Source organism: Stenotrophomonas sp. (assembly GCF_036662295.1).
Lineage (GTDB): Bacteria > Pseudomonadota > Gammaproteobacteria > Xanthomonadales > Xanthomonadaceae > Stenotrophomonas.
Map to the genome: position 1 here is coordinate 1 of NZ_JAVWXA010000037.1, position 16,602 is coordinate 16,602.

18 protein-coding genes are annotated in these 16,602 nt (G+C 69.0%); 12 read left to right on the forward strand and 6 right to left on the reverse strand.

The window, feature by feature from the left end; genetic code table 11:
- The first annotated feature begins 193 nt into the window (after positions 1-193).
- The 6 genes from rsmD (at position 194) to RSA25_RS09425 (ending at position 5,098) form a co-directional block, all read left to right on the forward strand.
- Entirely contained in the window at positions 194-799 is a 606-nt protein-coding gene (gene rsmD, locus RSA25_RS09400) for a 16S rRNA (guanine(966)-N(2))-methyltransferase RsmD (RefSeq protein WP_332808626.1), read from the forward strand.
- Between the two features lie 7 nt (positions 800-806).
- Positions 807-1,316, forward strand: a complete 510-nt coding sequence (gene coaD, locus RSA25_RS09405; RefSeq protein WP_332808627.1) for a pantetheine-phosphate adenylyltransferase — start codon at positions 807-809, stop codon at positions 1,314-1,316.
- A 46-nt stretch (positions 1,317-1,362) separates the two neighbouring features.
- Entirely contained in the window at positions 1,363-1,854 is a 492-nt protein-coding gene (locus tag RSA25_RS09410; RefSeq protein WP_332808628.1) for a hypothetical protein, read from the forward strand.
- 124 nt (positions 1,855-1,978) lie between these two features.
- The gene (locus RSA25_RS09415; protein ID WP_038689019.1) at positions 1,979-2,260 is read left to right on the forward strand and encodes a YfhL family 4Fe-4S dicluster ferredoxin; all 282 of its coding nucleotides are present in this window, start codon (positions 1,979-1,981) and stop codon (positions 2,258-2,260) included.
- Positions 2,257-3,999 (forward strand): gamma-glutamyltransferase, encoded by a 1,743-nt coding sequence (gene ggt / locus RSA25_RS09420; protein ID WP_332808629.1) that lies wholly within the window; start codon positions 2,257-2,259, stop codon positions 3,997-3,999. The genes RSA25_RS09415 and ggt overlap by 4 nt, the downstream gene beginning before the upstream one ends.
- A gap of 211 nt (positions 4,000-4,210) precedes the next feature.
- On the forward strand, positions 4,211-5,098 hold the full coding sequence (locus tag RSA25_RS09425; RefSeq protein ID WP_332808630.1) for an MBL fold metallo-hydrolase: 888 nt from the start codon (positions 4,211-4,213) through the stop codon (positions 5,096-5,098).
- A gap of 30 nt (positions 5,099-5,128) precedes the next feature.
- Here RSA25_RS09425 and RSA25_RS09430 read toward each other — a convergent pair whose 3' ends face one another.
- Both RSA25_RS09430 and upp read right to left on the reverse strand, forming a co-directional pair.
- The gene (locus RSA25_RS09430; protein ID WP_332808631.1) at positions 5,129-5,413 is read right to left on the reverse strand and encodes a PsiF family protein; all 285 of its coding nucleotides are present in this window, start codon (positions 5,411-5,413) and stop codon (positions 5,129-5,131) included.
- A gap of 108 nt (positions 5,414-5,521) precedes the next feature.
- Entirely contained in the window at positions 5,522-6,157 is a 636-nt protein-coding gene (gene upp, locus RSA25_RS09435; protein WP_332808632.1) for a uracil phosphoribosyltransferase, read from the reverse strand.
- Between the two features lie 193 nt (positions 6,158-6,350).
- On the opposite strand from upp, the gene RSA25_RS09440 reads away from it, so the two are divergent.
- Genes RSA25_RS09440 through RSA25_RS09455 form a run of 4 tightly spaced genes read left to right on the forward strand, consistent with a single transcriptional unit; the run spans position 6,351 to position 11,993 of the window.
- The gene (locus RSA25_RS09440) at positions 6,351-8,837 is read left to right on the forward strand and encodes a TonB-dependent receptor (protein WP_332808657.1); all 2,487 of its coding nucleotides are present in this window, start codon (positions 6,351-6,353) and stop codon (positions 8,835-8,837) included.
- Positions 8,834-9,928: a phytase gene (locus tag RSA25_RS09445; protein WP_332808633.1), complete on the forward strand. Its 1,095-nt coding sequence runs from the start codon at positions 8,834-8,836 to the stop codon at positions 9,926-9,928. Before RSA25_RS09440 ends, RSA25_RS09445 begins: the two co-directional genes overlap by 4 nt.
- Before the next feature lie 14 nt (positions 9,929-9,942).
- Positions 9,943-11,307 carry a metallophosphoesterase family protein gene (locus tag RSA25_RS09450; RefSeq protein WP_332808658.1) on the forward strand — a complete coding sequence of 455 codons (1,365 nt, stop codon included), beginning with the start codon at positions 9,943-9,945 and terminating at the stop codon, positions 11,305-11,307.
- A gap of 50 nt (positions 11,308-11,357) precedes the next feature.
- Positions 11,358-11,993 (forward strand): inorganic diphosphatase, encoded by a 636-nt coding sequence (locus RSA25_RS09455; RefSeq protein WP_332808634.1) that lies wholly within the window; start codon positions 11,358-11,360, stop codon positions 11,991-11,993.
- A 30-nt stretch (positions 11,994-12,023) separates the two neighbouring features.
- Here RSA25_RS09455 and RSA25_RS09460 read toward each other — a convergent pair whose 3' ends face one another.
- The 4 genes from RSA25_RS09460 to RSA25_RS09475 all read right to left on the reverse strand — a co-directional run bounded on the left by RSA25_RS09460 (position 12,024) and on the right by RSA25_RS09475 (position 14,126).
- Positions 12,024-12,350: a hypothetical protein gene (locus tag RSA25_RS09460; RefSeq protein WP_332808635.1), complete on the reverse strand. Its 327-nt coding sequence runs from the start codon at positions 12,348-12,350 to the stop codon at positions 12,024-12,026.
- Complete coding sequence (locus RSA25_RS09465) at positions 12,341-12,880, reverse strand: flavin reductase family protein (RefSeq protein WP_332808636.1); 540 nt, start codon at positions 12,878-12,880, stop codon at positions 12,341-12,343. Before RSA25_RS09465 ends, RSA25_RS09460 begins: the two co-directional genes overlap by 10 nt.
- Complete coding sequence (locus RSA25_RS09470) at positions 12,880-13,512, reverse strand: superoxide dismutase (RefSeq protein ID WP_332808637.1); 633 nt, start codon at positions 13,510-13,512, stop codon at positions 12,880-12,882. The genes RSA25_RS09465 and RSA25_RS09470 overlap by 1 nt, the downstream gene beginning before the upstream one ends.
- 113 nt (positions 13,513-13,625) lie before the next feature.
- Entirely contained in the window at positions 13,626-14,126 is a 501-nt protein-coding gene (locus RSA25_RS09475) for an SMI1/KNR4 family protein (protein WP_332808638.1), read from the reverse strand.
- A 215-nt stretch (positions 14,127-14,341) separates the two neighbouring features.
- On the opposite strand from RSA25_RS09475, the gene RSA25_RS09480 reads away from it, so the two are divergent.
- Both RSA25_RS09480 and RSA25_RS09485 read left to right on the forward strand, forming a co-directional pair.
- Positions 14,342-15,757 (forward strand): deoxyribodipyrimidine photo-lyase, encoded by a 1,416-nt coding sequence (locus RSA25_RS09480; protein WP_332808639.1) that lies wholly within the window; start codon positions 14,342-14,344, stop codon positions 15,755-15,757.
- Between the two features lie 136 nt (positions 15,758-15,893).
- Positions 15,894-16,589 (forward strand): OmpA family protein, encoded by a 696-nt coding sequence (locus RSA25_RS09485; protein ID WP_332808640.1) that lies wholly within the window; start codon positions 15,894-15,896, stop codon positions 16,587-16,589.
- Positions 16,590-16,602 lie beyond the last annotated feature (13 nt).

Sequence of the window (16,602 nt, forward strand, 5' to 3'; positions counted from 1 at the left end):
CGGTACCTAGATCCCACTGTCCAACTTTGTGGGGTCAGTTCACATGCGTGGCTGCTCCTCGTACCGAGACCGACCGATGTGGCGGAGACCACCACCGGACCGCCTAGAATGGCCCCCTGAACCGCCTGACCTTCCTGCCCATGACCCGTTCCCACCCGCTCAACCCGCCCGTGTTTTCCTTCCGGAGCCGCGCATGAAGCCGCGCCAGCCGGTGGCAGCGGCCGTGGGCCAGGTGCGGATCATCGGCGGCAAGTGGCGCGGGACCAGGCTGCCGGTGCCGCTGTCGCCGGGGCTGCGGCCGAGCAGTGACCGGGTCCGCGAGACGCTGTTCAACTGGCTGATGCCGCGGCTGGGCGGGGCGCGGGTGCTGGATCTGTTTGCCGGCAGCGGGGCGTTGGGGCTGGAGGCGGTGTCGCGCGGGGCCGGGCAGGCGACGCTGGTCGAGCGTGATGCCGGGCTGGCCGGGCATCTGCGCGCGTCGGTCGCCAGGTTGGGCGCGCAGGCACAGGTGCAGGTGGTGCAGGCCGATGCCCTGCAGTGGCTGGGCCAGGCGCCGGCCGGGCTGGCCGATATCGCGTTCGTGGACCCACCGTTCGCGGCGGGGCTGTGGGGCGCGGTGCTGGCCGGGCTGGGCCCCCATCTGGCGCCCGATGCCTGGCTGTACGTGGAGTCCCCGGCCGACCAGGCACCGGCGCTGCCGGCCCCGTGGCGGCTGCATCGCGAGGGCGGCACCCGCGAGGTCCGTTTTGCCCTGTACCGCCGCGCCGCTGCTACACTTTCACCAGATCACAACACGTAGCTGCCGTATGACCGTGGCCAACCGCCGCATTGCCGTGTACCCGGGCACCTTCGATCCGATCACCAACGGTCACATCGACCTGGTGAACCGGGCCGCGCCGCTGTTCGAGAAGGTCGTGGTCGGCGTGGCGCAGAGCCCGTCCAAGGGGCCGACGCTGCCGCTGGAGCTGCGGGTGCAGCTGGCGCGCGATGCGCTGGGCCACAACCGCAACGTGGACGTGATCGGCTTTGACACCCTGCTGGCGCATTTCGTGCGCTCGGTGCAGGGCGGCATCCTGCTGCGCGGCCTGCGCGCGGTGTCCGATTTCGAATACGAATTCCAGATGGCCAGCATGAACCGGCATCTGATCCCCGAGGTCGAGACCCTGTTCCTGACCCCGGCCGAGCAGCACAGCTTCATTTCGTCTTCGCTGGTCCGTGAGATCGCCCGCCTGGGCGGCGACGTGTCCGGCTTCGTGCCGGCCTCGGTGCTCGAGGCGCTGCGCAAGGTCCGCGAAGCGAAGTCGGGCCCGTCGTAAAACCCGTCAGACCATACATACCAAGAACCACCAAGGGAGGAATTCCATGAACAACACCATGCGTGCCATGTTGATCGCGTCGTTCGCGCTGGCCTTCACCGCCTGCAAGAAGGAAGAGGCCGCCCCGGTCGCCGAAGCCCAGCAGGCGCTGGTCTCCCCGGATGCCAACGACGACGCCGGCTGGAAGAAGTACCTGCAGGCCGTGGCCGTGCAGAACATGGGCACCATCACCAACAGCCCGTTCCTGTACTACCTCGCCCCGGAGTCGGATCCGGAGTTCGCCGCCAAGTACGAGCGCCAGGTCGAGAGCGCCACCCAGGCCGTGGCCCGTGGCGTGCAGCCGGGCAACATGCTGGCCTTCGGTTCGTCGGCGTCGGGCAAGATGGCCGACATGATCCAGGCCGTGTTCAAGGACGTGTCGCCCGATTCGATGAAGGGCGTGCGCGTGGTGTTCATCGGCAAGGCCGCCGACAACGCCCGCGTGCAGTCCATCGTGCAGCCGACCGGCGCCGAGTACATCTTCGTAGAAGCCAAGTAACCCGTGCAGTGGCGGCCGCGCCGTTGGCGTGGCCCGGGCGGCTTCCGGCAAGGAAGCCGCCGATGACCGGCCAGCCCTCGTGCTGGCCGGTCTTCATCCGCCGGCGCGGGCGTGGAGTATCGCCATGTCGCTGAAAATCAATGAGCTCTGCGTCAACTGCGACGTCTGTGAGCCGGCCTGTCCCAACCAGGCCATTTCGATGGGTGAAACCATCTACGTGATCGATCCGGCCCGCTGCACCGAGTGCGTGGGACATTTCGACGAACCCCAGTGCGTGGTCGTCTGCCCGGTGGAATGCATCGATCCCGATCCGGATATCCCCGAAACCCAGGACGCCCTGCTGGCGAAGTTGTTCGGCCTGCAGCGCGACCATCCCGAACTTTATGCGGAGCCCCCATCCGAATGAACATGTTGTCGCCTCGTTGGTTGCTGCTGGTCCTGTTGTGGTCCCCGGTGGCCTGGTCCGCCCCCGCCGCGCAGGGCGCGCTGGCCAAGCACCCCGACGGGGCGGCGATCGCCAGCGGCCACCACCTGGCCACCGAGGCCGGCATGGAAATCCTGGCCAAGGGCGGCAATGCGTTCGACGCGGCCGTGGCGGTGTCTTCCACCCTGGCGGTGGTCGAGCCGATCAGCTCCGGGCTGGGCGGCGGCGGGTTCTTCCTGCTGCATGACGCGGCCACCGGCAAGGATGTGATGCTGGACGCGCGCGAAACCGCGCCGCAGGCGGCCACCGAAGCGGCATTCCTGGATGCCAAGGGCGAGCTGGACCGCGACCGTTCGGTCAATGGCCCGTGGTCGGCCGGCATCCCCGGCTTGCCGGCGGCGCTGGTGGAGCTGTCGGGCAAGCACGGCAAGCTGCCGCTGCGCACCTCGCTGGGCCCGGCGATCCGCATCGCCACCGAGGGCTTCCCGGTGTATGCGCGCATGGCCAAGGGCTATGCCTCGCGCCGCGAGGTGATGGAGCGATTCCCCGGCACGCGCGAGGTGTACCTGCGCAACGGCAAGCCGATCGCCGAAGGCGACGTGTTCCGCCAGCCGGAACTGGCCGCCACGCTGGCGCGCCTGGCCGACCAGGGGTTCGACGGCTTCTACCGCGGCCAGACCGGCAAGCTGCTGCTGGCCGGGGTGACCCAGGCGGGCGGCAAGTGGACGGCCGAGGAGCTGGCCGGCTACCGGGTCAAGCTGCGCGAGCCGATCGTGTTCAAGTACCGCGACTGGACGATCACCACGGCCTCGCCGCCGTCCTCGGGCGGCATCGCGCTGGCGTCGATGCTGCAGATCCTGGAAGGCTGGGATCTGAAGTCGATGGACGAGGCGCACCGCACGCACCTGGTGGTGGAGGCCATGCGCCGCGCCTACCGCGACCGCACGTTCTTCCTCGGCGATCCGGATTTCGTGCAGATCCCGCAGAAGGTGCTGACCAGCAAGGATTACGCGCAGGGCCTGCGGGCGACGATCCATCCGGAAAAGGCGACGCCGAGCGACCTGCTGTCGGGCAACCCGACGCCGCTGGAGGATGATGAAACCACCCACTTCTCCATCATCGACCGCGACGGCAATCGCGTGGGCGCAACGCAGACGGTGAACCTGCTGTACGGCTCGGGCCTGATTCCCAAGGGCACCGGGGTGCTGCTCAACAACGAGATGGACGATTTCGCGCTGAAGCCGGGAACGCCCAACGCGTTCGGGGTGATGGGCTATGCGGCCAACGCGCCCAAGCCGGGCAAGCGGATGCTCAGTTCGATGACGCCGACGTTCATGGAGTCGGCCGACAAGGTGGTGGTGCTGGGCACGCCGGGCGGCAGCCGCATCATCACGATGGTGCTGCTGGGGATCCTCGGGTACGACGACGGGCTGACGGCCCAGCAGGTGGCGGCGTTGCCGCGCTATCACCACCAGTGGCTGCCGGACGAGATTTCGGCCGAGACCGGGGCGCTGTCGGTGGGCACGATCAAGCAGCTGCAGGCGATGGGCCACAAGATCGACCTGCCGGGCGACAGTGCGGCCGGCGGGCGCGGTTCCAGCCACGTGTGGGGCAACCTGCAGACGGTGGAATGGGACCGCCGGACGAACGTGCTCAGTGGCGGCAGCGACCCGCGCAACCCGGTGGGGAGTGCGGCGATCAGCCCGGCCACCGGTCGCTGACCGGTGCCTGGGGCGGCGACGAGCGGGTGCCGCTTCGATCGCCCGCGGGGTTGTGCCGCTGTGGGGCGCCGCCGCAGGGGGGGCGGTGGTCGTCGAGCACACCGGTAGCGGTGGGATGCCGGCCAGCGGCCGGCCCTGCCGCTTCTGTCGATTCGTTGCGCACCCGTCGCGGCTAGCGAATCTTTAACGCGGTGCGCCGGATAATTTACCCATGAAACTATGGTCGATACGCGGTAACTCCCAGAAGCTCGATGGCGGGGCGATGTTCGGCAATGCGCCGCGCGCGGTCTGGGAAAAATGGGCCGCGCCGGACGAGCTCAATCGGATCGAGCTGGCCTGCCGGGCGCTGCTGGCCAGCCCGCTGGCCGGCAAGACGGTGCTGTTTGAAACCGGCATCGGTGCGTTCTTCGAGCCGAAACTGCGCGACCGCTATGGCGTGCAGGAACCGCAGCACGTGCTGATGGAATCGCTGCGCGAAGCCGGTTTCGAGCATGAGGATATCGACGTGGTGGTGCTCAGCCACCTGCATTTCGACCATGCCGGTGGCCTGCTGGCGCAGTGGAGCGAAGGCCGTGGCCCGGAGCTGCTGTTCCCCAATGCCACCTTCCTGGTGGGCGCCGAACATTGGAAACGGGCGCTGCACCCGCACCCGCGCGACCGCGCCAGCTTCATTCCCGAGCTGCCCGGGCTGCTGCAGGCCAGTGGCCGGCTGGAAATCGTGCAGGGGCCTTACTCGAAGGCGCTGGGCAACAGCGTGCGTTTCAGCTTCAGCGACGGGCATACCCCGGGGCTGATGCTGTCCGAGATCGTGGGCCCCGAGCAGGTCGATGGCCAGCCGCGCGGTGGCGTGGCTTTCTGCGCCGACCTGATCCCGGGCCGCTCGTGGGTGCACGTGCCGATCACCATGGGTTACGACCGCAACGCCGAGCTGTTGATCGACGAGAAGCGCACGTTCCTGGAAGACAAACTGGCGCGCAACGTGCACCTGTTCTTTACCCACGATCCGCAGTGCGCGCTGGCCCAGGTGGCGCGCGATGAGAAGGGGCGCTTTGGCACCATCCACGAGCAGGGCGAACTGAAGGCACGCGCACTGGCGTGAGGCGGGCCGCGCCCGCCGGCCGATCCGGCCTCAATGCGCCTTCAGGCAACCGCTCATGAAGGTCTTGCGGGCATCGCCGGCGAGCTTCCTGCTGGCGGCATCGGCGTTGCAGGTTTTCATGCGTTCCTGCGGCGTGCTGGCCGCCGGGGCGGTGCCGCTGAGGCACGCCTTCTGCGCGGCCTTGTAGTCGTCCCCGGTCTTGCCCCTGTTTTTGGCCGAGCAGTCGGCCATGCGTTGCTGCTGCGGCGTGGCCGCGCCGGCCAGCAGGGGGCTGCCAAGCAGCAGCAGACAGGCCAGCAGGGACAGGGTCTTCATGACGCAGCTCCACGCACGGGTTGGGGATGCGCGCAGCTTCTGCCCGCCCATGCCTAAGCCGTGTGAAGCACCGACGACCGTGGAGGGCCGCCGGTGCCGCGCCCGGCCTCAGCCGGCCACGCGGGTGCCGAATATGCGGTCGCCCGCATCGCCCAGGCCCGGCAGGATGTAGCCCTTCTCGTTCAAGCGTGCGTCGATGGCAGCGGTGAAGATCTCCACGTCCGGGTGCACGGCCTGCACCGCGGCGATGCCCTCGGGCGCGGCCACCAGGAAGATGCCCTTGATGCGGCGGGCGCCGGCGCGCTTGAGCATGTCGATGGTGGCGATCAGGGTGCCGCCGGTGGCCAGCATCGGGTCCAGGATCAGCGCGTCGCGCTCTTCCAGGCGGCCGGTCAGGCGCTCGAAGTAGGGCACCGGCTGCAGGGTTTCCTCGTCACGCTGCAGGCCCACCACGCTTACCCGCGCGGCCGGGATCAGCGACAGCACGCCGCCGAGCATGCCCAGGCCGGCGCGCAGGATCGGCACCACCGTGATCTTGGCCCCGGCGATGCGCTGCACCGTCACCGGGCCGGCCCAGCCGTCCAGGGTGTGGGCTTCGGTCTCCAGGTCGGCGGTGGCCTCATAGGCCAGCAGGCCGCCCAGCTCATTGGCCAGTTCGCGGAAGTCCTTGGTGCTCAGGGACGCATCGCGCATCAGGCCGATCTTGTGCTGCACCAGCGGATGGCGCACTTCGACGATTTTCATGGGGAAAGGCAGGTCAGCAGGGAGGCCACTAGTGTGACGCAACCCATCGCAAAGCCAAAGCCGAGCCGGGCAGGGGTGTCACGCCCATGCAACCTGCCGGACATACCGTGCTGACCCAATCTTTACACCGTTGGGGAATGCTGTGCAGAAGAAGAATGCGTTGGGCCGGGCGATCAGCCTGTCGTTGCTGGTAATGGCCAGTCCGTCCGTCTTCGCCGCCGAGGCCGCGGCCGCCAGTGCCGAGGCCATCGACCTGGACCGGGTGGAGGTGCGCCCGCAGCTGGAATCGCAGACCCGCGCCGTCGACCTCAAGCGCAGCAGCGACGCCATCGAAGACGCGGTGTCCTCCGATGCCCTGGGCGTGTACCCGGACAAGAACGTGGCCGAGTCGCTGCAGCGCCTGCCCGGCGTGAGCGTCACCCGCGACCAGGGCGAGGGCCGTTTCGTGGTGATCCGCGGCCTGGACGCCAACCTCAACAGCGTCAGCGTGGACGGCATCGCCATCGGCACGCCGGAAGATTCCAGCCGCGCCGCGCCGCTGGACGTGATTCCCTCGGACTCCACCGAACGCCTGCGCGTGGTCAAGTCGCCCACCCCGGACATGCCCGGCGATGCCATCGGCGGCGCGATCCTGGTCGAGTCGGCCTCGGCCTTCGACCGCGAGGGCCGCAACCTGCGCGGCAAGATCGAAGCCAGCCACCAGCAGCTGTCCGGCCACACCAGCCCGAAGGCGGCGTTCAACTACAGCGAAGTGTTCGCCGATACCTTCGGCGTCGCGCTGGGCGTGAACTACCAGAACCGCAAGTTCGAGTCGGACAACACCGAGGTGGAGTACGCCCAGCTCGACGATGCCGATGACCTGTTCGCCACCAGCCTGCAGCGGCGCAAGTACGAGATCGAGCGCAAGCGCATCGGCGCCAACCTCAACCTGGACTGGCGCCCGAGCGAAGACAGCCGCTACTACCTGCGCACGCTGTACAGCCAGTTCGACGATGCCGAAACGCGCCAGCGCACGATCTTCAACTTCGGCGACGGCGACGTGGTGGCGCTGGGCAACAACCAGTACCGCATCGATGACCTGCCGGCCGATGCGATCCAGAAGCGCATGCGCTACCGCACCAAGAAGGAAAACACCTTCGCCGCCAGCCTGGGCGGCGAGAACCGCCTGACCGGGGCGGTGATCGACTACAAGGTGGGGTACACCCGCACCGAAGAGCGCGTCAACGACGAGATGGAAGCGCGCTTCGAATACGCCGGCGACGACATGACCGCCACCCTGGACCAGGCCCGCCGCATTCCTGCCTTCGGCCTCAGCGATGCGGGCTGGATGGACAACGGCAACTACGATTTCGACCGCGTGGTGCTCTCGCCCAAGCGCGTGGATGATCAAGAGCGCAGCGCCCAGGTCAACCTGCGCTTCGACGCGGACAATGCCAGCTACAAGTTCGGCCTGCTCGGCCGCTGGCGCGACCGCAACGCCGACAGCAACGAGCGCGAACTGCGCGTCGGGCCGGACATCGCCCTGTCCGACTGGACCACCTCCAGCCCCGAACACCGCGGTGGCAGCCTCGGCCAGGGCATGAGCTCGGATGCCATGCGCCGCTACTGGGCCCAGTATGGCGGCCAGTACAGCGCCCGCCCGCAGGATGCCGGTGGCAACGCGCTGACCTCGCTGGAAGAGGACTACACCGCCAGCGAAGACATCTTCGCCAGCTACGCGATGGGCACCTGGGACATCGGCGCGCTGCGCATCATCGGCGGCGTGCGCGTGGAAAACACCCAGTTCACCGCCACCGGCAACAGCGTGGACGTGGCCAGCAACGGCCGCAGCTACACCGTCACCCCGCTCAGCGTGAGCCGCAGCTACAGCAACGTGCTGCCCGGCCTGCACCTGCGCTATGACGCCGGCGACAGCTGGGTACTGCGCGCGGCCGCCAACAAGACCGTCTCGCGCCCGTCCTTCGGCGACATCGCCCCGCGCATCGGCCTGAGCCGTGGCGACGAGGAAGTGCGGATCGGCAACCCGGAACTGGACCCCTACGAATCGCGCAACATCGACCTGTCCATCGAGAAATACATCGGCAGCACCGGCATCCTCTCGCTGGGCCTGTTCCACAAGCGCATCGACGGCTATATCGTCAACACCGTGAGCAACAGCGACCCGGCGTACCCCGGCTATGAGGTCACCCGCGTGATCAACGGCGAACAGGCCACCGTGCGCGGTGCCGAGTTCAACTGGCAGCAGCAGCTGGCCTTCCTGCCGGCCGGTTGGGATGGCCTGCTGGTCGGCGCCAGCGGTACCTGGCTGGACACCGATTTCGACCCGGGCGTGGCCGGCCGCGAGGGCGATGACTTCATGCTGCCGCGTGCCTCCAGGCACGTCTACAGCGCGCACGTGGGCTATGAGAAGGCCGGCTTCAGCACCCGCCTGGCCGCGGTCTATCGCAGCGAGTACCTGGACACGCTGGGCGACAGCGGCGCGTTGGATATCTACGTGGCGCCCAACACCCAGCTCGACTTCAGCCTGGACTACAAGATCACGCCCAACGTGAGCGTCTACCTGGAAGCGCAGAACCTGCTGGACAAGCCGTTGGAGCTGTACCAGGGCACGCGCTCGCGCACCCTGCAGATGGAAGAGTACGGCCGCACCTACGCGCTGGGCCTGAAGGTGGCCCTGTGAGGGGCGCCCGTCCCGCGCTGGCCCTGCTGGCGCTGGCGGTGCTGGCCGCGTGCAGGCCGGCCACGTCGCCGTCCGCCGCCGCGCCCGCCGACGCGCGCGAGGTGGCCACCGTGGCCGAAGCCTTCCTCACCCCGATGACCCCGGCCGACAACATCGATTCGCCGGCCAGCTGGACCAGCCCGGAGGGCCAGACGTGGCTGATCGCCACGGCCAAGGCCACCGACAAGCTGGTGGTCTACGATGGCCAGACCGGCGCGCACCTGCGCGATGTGGGCAGCACCGGCACCGCGCCGGGCCAGTTCGTCCGCCCCAATGGCATCGCCGTGGTCGATGACCTGGTGTTGATCGTCGAGCGCGACAACCATCGCGTGCAGGTGCTGCAGTTGCCCGACTTCACGCCGCTGGGCGTGTTCGCCGCCGACGACCTGCGCAAGCCCTACGGCCTGTGGGTCAACAAGCAGCGCGAAGGCTACGAGGTGTATGTCACCGATTCCTACGATGCCGGCGAAGACGCGCAGGGCAACGACGTGCTGCCGCCGCTGGCCGAACTGGACAAGCGCGTGCGCCGCTACCAGATGAACGTGACCGCCGGCCAGGTGCAGGCGCGCCTGGTCGCCAGCATCGGTGACACCAGCGAGGCCGGCGCGCTGCGCGTGGTGGAATCGATCTGGGGCGATCCGGCCAACGATCGCCTGCTGGTGGCCGAGGAGGATGAAACCTACGCCAGCGAGGTCAAGGTCTACACGCTGGAAGGGCGCTTCAGCGGCACCACCTTCGGGCGCGAGACGTTCAAGGCCCAGGCCGAGGGCGTGATGCTGCGCACCTGCGGCAAGGACGGCTGGTGGATCACCACCGAGCAGGACAAGCAGCGCAGCGTGTTCCATCTGTTCGACCGGCACACGCTCAAGCACGTGGGGGCCTTCCGCGGCAATACCGTGGCCAACACCGACGGCATCTGGCTCGACCCGACGGTCTCGCCGCGCTTCCCGCACGGGGCGCTGTATGCGGTGCATGACGACCAGGGCGTGGTCGCCTTCGACTGGGCCAGCGTGGCCAGGCAGTTGTCGCTGCCGCTGGAGTGCGCGTCATGAGCGCGTGCACCCGCATGACCACCGGCCTGCTGCTGGCGCTGCTGCTGGGCAGTGGCAGCGCCCTGGCCGGCCAGGCCGACAACGCCGCCGAGCCCAATACGCAGGTGCCGGCGGGCAACCGGCACTACGCCGCCAGCGGTTTCCCCGACCGCATCGTGGCCTCGCCGGCGCAGGATGCCGCGCGTGGCGTTGGCGTGTCGTGGCGCACCGATGCGTCGGTCAGCGCGCCACGCCTGGAATGGGTGCTGGCCGGCGACTCGCCCGACGTAGGCACGCCCACCGTGATCACCGCCAACACCCGCGCGCTGGAGACCGAGAACGGCAGCGCCCACTACCACCGCGCCGACATCAGCGGCCTGCAGCCGGACACGCTGTACCTGTGGCGGGTGCAGGGCAAGGACACCTGGAGTGCCTGGAACCAGCTGCGCACCGCCGGCCCTGCCACCCAGCCGCTCACCCTGCTGTACTTCGGCGATACCCAGAACAAGAACCTCAGCCACGTCTCGCGCGTGCTGCGGGCCGGGATCAAGGCGGCACCGCAGGCGCGGTTGAGCCTGTTTGCCGGTGACCTGGTCAGCGGTGGCGATGGCCAGGACGACAGCGAGTGGGGCGAGTGGTTCGCCGCCGCCGGTTGGCTGCCGCAGGAAACCGCAGTCGCCCCCGCCATCGGCAACCACGAGTACTTCGAAGAGTTCGAAGACACCCCGCAGGAGCGTCGCGTGCTGGGCCGCCATTGGCCGGTGACCTTCGCGCTGCCGCGCAACGGCGTGGACGTGGCCGATACCAGCACCTACTGGTTCGACTACCAGGGCGTGCGCGTGGCCGTCCTCGATGGCACCTCGGCGCTGGACCTGGGCACCGCGCAGGCGCAGGCGGCCTGGCTGGACAAGGTGCTGGCCGACAACCCGCACCCATGGAGCATCGTGCTGCTGCACCAGCCGTTCTATTCCCCGCGCGAAGGCCGCGAGAATGCCGAACTGCGCGAGGTGCTGCTGCCGGTGGTGCGCAGGCACCAGGTGGACGTGGTGCTGCAGGGCCACGACCACACTTACGGCCGCCGCGGCGAAGGCAAGGCGGCCACGCCGCAGTACGTGGTCACCGTGGCCGGCCCCAAGCAGTACCGGCTGTCGGACGAAGCGCGCGCCACCATGGCGCCGGTGGGCGAGGACACCCAGCTGTTCCAGGTGCTCACCCTGGACCCCAGGCACCTGCGCTACGAGGCGCGGACCGTGACCGGCCAGTTGTATGACGGCTTCGAGTTGACGCGCGACGCCAAGGGGCGCAAACAGAAGACCGAGTTGACCCGCGGCCGTATCGCCCCCCGCGACTGCACCCGCGCCCAGACCCTCAAGGGCCGCGCCGACCGTTGCTGGGAATGACCACCGGGCCGGGCCGCCGATCGCGCGCCCGGCCGATGCCGGAGATGAAGATGCACATGCCACGCGCGTTACCCCGGGCCGCCCTTGCCGCGGCCCTGCTGCTGATGGCCGGTGCCGGCGCCGCCACCAATGCGGTGCTGCACCCGTTCCTCGCCGCCCAGCCCAAGGACGCGCCGGAGGAGGCCAACCTGGCCGTGGAGATCCCGGCCGGCAGCTTCACCAAGTACGAAATCAAGGAAGACGGGCTGGTCCACGTGGATCGCTTCCAGTCGATGCCGGTGGCCTATCCGGCCAACTACGGCTCGATGCCGCGCACCCTGGCCGGCGACAACGACCCGCTGGATGCACTCGTGCTCACCCGTGAGCCGCTGCATCCCGGCGTCATCGTGCGCTTCCGGCCGATCGGGTTCCTGAAGATGGTCGATGCCGGCGAACACGATGAGAAGGTCATCGGCGTGCCCACCGACAAGCTCGACCCCACCTACGCCAACATCCGCGATCTGCAGGACCTGCCGCTGATCGAACGCCAGCGCATCGAGGCGTTCTTCCGCGTCTACAAGGACCTTCCGGCCGGGCGCAACCCGGTGCAGTTGAACGGCTGGGGCAACGCGGCCGAGGCCAAGGCGCTGATCCGCCAGGCGATGCAGCGCTTCGATGCGGCCCAGCAGCGGCGCAAGGGCGACTGAGCACCGCGCGGGTTGCCGACGGCGGTGGCTTCAGCCGGGCGGTGGCAGGGCCTTGAGGGCGCGGCGCAGGAACACGGTCATTTCCTTGCCCGCCTGCTGGTCGCCGTTGCCGTGCGCAACGGCAATGCCACGCTGCCACGCCTGCGCGGCGGCGGCAGCCTCGCCATCGGCCAGGCAGGCCTTGCCCAGCAGCTTCCAGCCGGCCGAATAGGCCGAGTCCAGTTCGATGCAGCGCTGCAGGTGTGGCCTGGCCAGGCCAGGCTCGCCGGCATCCAGCAAGGCCTTGCCCAGGCTCAGGCGCAGCAGCGCACTGTCGCGGCCGCTGTCCAGCAGGCGTTGCAGGGGGGTCACGTCCATGCACGGGTGCCATCGACGCGGGTGTAGCGACTGCGGTGGTAGGCCAGCGCTTCGCCTGGCTGCACCGCCAGCCGCGTGACCCGGCAGACCAGCATCACGTGATCGCCAAGCGGCAGGCGGCGTTCCACGGTGCAGGCCAGCCAGCCCACCGCGTCGGTCAGGCGCGGCGTGCCGCCGTCCAGGTCGAACAGCGCGGCGCTGTCCGCCGCGCGGCGCAGCACCGGGTCGGCGAAGCGGCGCGCCTGTGCCTGCTGCGCCGAGGACAGCAGGCTGATGCCCAGGTGCCCGGCGTTGCAGAAGGCGTCCCGGTCGAGCGCGCGCGCGCCGATGCACCAGGCCACCAGTGGCGGGTCCAGCGACACCGTGGTGAACGAATTGATCGTCATCGCCACCACCTGTCCGTGCGCGTCGGCCGCTGCCACGATGGCCACGCCCGTCGGGTACTGGCCGAACACGTGCCGCAGTGCGGCCGCCTCCAGGCCCGCCGCGCCGGCCGGCGGCGCCGTCACGTGCACCGGGCCATGCGCCATCAGCGGCCGCCTGCGGCCTGGAACCGGCGCGCCACCTCGGCCCAGTCGATCAGCTCGAAGAAGGCGCTGATGTAGTCCGGGCGACGGTTCTGGTAGTGCAGGTAGTAGGCGTGCTCCCACACATCCAGGCCCAGCACCGGCGTGCCACCGGACAGGCCGGCCTGCTCGCCCATCAGCGGGCTGTCCTGGTTGGGGCTGCTCTCCACCTTCAGGGTGCCGTCCGCGACCACCGTCAACCAGGCCCAGCCACTGCCGAAGCGGGTCTGCGCCGCCTTGGTGAAGCCTTCCTTGAACGCGGCATACCCGCCCAGGTCGCGCTCGATGGCCTCGGCCAATGCGCCGCTGGGCTGGCCGCCGCCGCTGGCGCTGAGCACGGTCCAGAACAGGCTGTGGTTGGCATGCCCGCCGCCGTTGTTGCGCACGGCCGTGCGGACACCGTCGGGCAGCGCGCCGAGGTCGGCGATCAGCACCTCCACCGGCGTGTCCGCGATTCCGGCCTCGGCCAACGCGGCGTTGAGATTGTTGATGTAGGCCTGGTGGTGGCGCGCGTGATGGATCTCCATCGTCTGCGCATCGAAGTGCGGTTCCAGGGCGTCGTAAGCGTAGGGGAGGGCGGGCAGAACGTAGGACATCGAGCGGTGCTCCTTCAGGGGAGCGGTGATGTTCGGACCTCAAGCGTGGTTGAGGTCAAGTAAGCCCATGCCGGTGTTCAGCCTGCGGTTGGGCCGGTGCCGCAGGTACCTTCTCACCACTCCAACGTGTCGAACCACTGCGCCGCACCCGGTTTGCCCAGCACCGTCTCCACCGCGCGCACGGCCGCATCGCGGTGCACCGGGCGCAGCTCACCGTCTTCATCCTCCAGCGCATCGCCGGCATCGAGGTAGACCGTGCCCACCGCCGTGAGCGCGGCCAGGAAACTGTCCAGGTCTTCTGCCAGCACGGCGGCATCCCACTGCCCGGCGCCGTGGAAGGCGAACAGCACCTGGCCACTGTCGCCATCGAGAATGAAGGGATCGCCGTTCTGTTCGGCAATCACCAGCCAGCGGTCCGGCCAGTCCTGCAGGCGCTCGCCGCCATTGCCGTGCCAGCGATACCCCGCCTGCAGCGACCATAGTCGAGGCAGCGGCGGGAAGCACACGTTGACGCCAGGCACGTCGATACCGACCGGCCCGACGCTGGCGTGGACGGTCTCCCCCCACGGCCCGACCTGCTGGTAAAACGCGGCCAACGCGGGCGGCAGCGGCACCTCCCCCTGCCAGAGCTCTGCAGGCTGGGAACGCAAAGGCCCGAAGCGGGAGAAGGCAGCGTGCAGCAGGTGCATGGCGGTGACCGGTACAGGGCGAAGCGGGCAGCCTACCCAAAGGGCGATACCGCGTACAAACCCGCTGCCTTGCCAGCGGTGCATGTCCTTCACCGCCGCTGGCTATCATGGGCGCTGGTGGATTCTTTCAGGCGGTCGTCGTGTCGGTAGCGCTGGTGTGGTTTCGTCGTGACCTGCGGTTGCAGGACAACCCGGCCCTGCAGGCCGCGCTGGACGCCGGCCACGTGCCGGTGCCGGTGTACATCCATGCGCCGCACGAAGAGGGCGACTGGGCACCGGGTGGGGCGTCCAACGCGTGGCTGCACCGCTCCCTGGCCGCGCTGGATGCCGACCTGCGCGCGCGCGGTTCCTCGCTGGTGCTGTGCCAGGGGGACAGCCAGGCCGAACTGGAACGGTTGATCGCCGAGACCGGGGCGGTGGCGGTGCACTGGAACCGCAAGTACGAGCCGGCCACCCAGCCGCGCGATGCCACGATCAAGCGCGAACTGCGCGAACAGGGCATCGATGCGACCAGCCACAACGGCAGCCTGCTGCTGGAGCCCTGGGACATCACCACCCTGCAGGGCGGCCCGTACAAGGTCTTCACCCCTTACTGGCGCAACGCACTTACCCGCCTGCATCCACCCCTGCCCAGCGCCGCGCCGGCCACATTGCCGGCGCACACGGTGCAGGGCGTGGCGCTGGACGCGCTTGGCCTGGCCGCGACGCTGCCGTGGGATACCCAGTTCTGGACCCACTGGCAACCCGGCGAGGCCGGCGCGCACGAGGCGCTGGCGGTGTTCATCGAGGGTGCGCTCAACGGCTACCGCCAGCAGCGCGACCTGCCGGACCGGGTGGGCACCTCGCTGCTGTCCCCGCACCTGCATTTTGGCGAGATCGCGCCGTGGCAGATCGTGGCGCGCCTGCAGGGCGAGCGCAGCGCCAGCCGCGATGCCGACATCGACGGCTACATCCGCGAGCTGGGCTGGCGCGAATTCTCCTATCACCTGCTGCACCATTTCCCGCAGACCACCGACCACAACCTCAACCCGCGTTTCGACAGCTTCCGCTGGGCCAAGCCCAATCCCGCGCAGGTGCAGGCGTGGCAGCAGGGGCGCACCGGCATTCCGATCATCGATGCGGGCATGCGCGAGCTGTGGGCCACCGGCTACATGCACAACCGCGTGCGCATGCTGGTGGCCAGTTTCCTGTGCAAGCACCTGCGCCAGCATTGGCGCGAGGGCGCGCGCTGGTTCTGGGACACGCTGGTGGATGCCGACCTGGCCAACAACACGATGGGCTGGCAGTGGGTGGCCGGCACCGGGGCCGATGCCGCGCCGTACTTCCGGATCTTCAATCCGGTCACGCAGTCGGAAAAGTTCGACCCGCAGGCGCGCTACATCACCCGTTGGGTACCCGAACTGGCGGCCCTGCCGTTGAAGGCACGCTTCGCGCCCTGGCAGCACCCGGGACTGCTGGCCGAGCACGCACCGACCTACCCGACGCTGCCGCTGGTGGACCTGGGCGCGGGGCGCGACGCGGCGCTGGCCGCCTATCGGCATACCGGCGCCGCGTAAAGCCGCTGCGGGCGGCAGGAGTCATCAACCTGAACGCGGGCGAGACGGGGGCGCGCGTCGTCATGTCGGCATCGCGTGTGGCTGTTTATTCTTTTTGCGCTCGCACACCGGTCGTCCGGTAACCAAGGAGAACACCATGATTCGTTCCGCACCCCGCAACGTGGCCCTGGCCCTGCTGACCGCCGCCGCCCTGTCGGCCTGCGCGACCGGTGGCTCGTACGTCCAGTCCGACCCGTACGGCAACCCGACCCAGCAGCAGAACAAGACCGGCCGCAACGCGCTGATCGGCACCGCCGTGGGCGTGGCCGCCGGCCTGCTCAGTGGCAACAGCGCCACCGAGCGCCGCCAGCACGCCATGATTGGCGCCGGCATCGGTGCACTCAGCGGTGCCGCGATCGGCCAGTACCAGGACCGCCAGGAACGCGCGCTGCGTGAGCGCACCGCCAACACCGGCATCGACGTCTCCCGTGACGGCGACAACCTCACCCTGAACCTGCCGGACGGCATCACCTTCGATTTCGGCAAGTCCACGCTCAAGCCGCAGTTCTACGGCTCGCTCAACGGCGTGGCCAGCACCCTGGCCGAGTACAACCAGACCATGATCGAAGTGGTGGGCCACACCGACAGCATCGGCAGCGATGCGGTCAACAACCGCCTCTCCAAGGAGCGCGCTGATTCGGTCGCCGCCTACCTGACCGCGCAGGGCGTGCAGAGCGCACGTATCGAAACCCTGGGCGCCGGCAAGGCCTACCCGATCGCCGACAACAGCACCGATGCCGGCCGCGCGCAGAACCGCCGCGTCGAAATCCGCGTGATTCCGCTGCGTCAATAACGCGCAGCGTTAC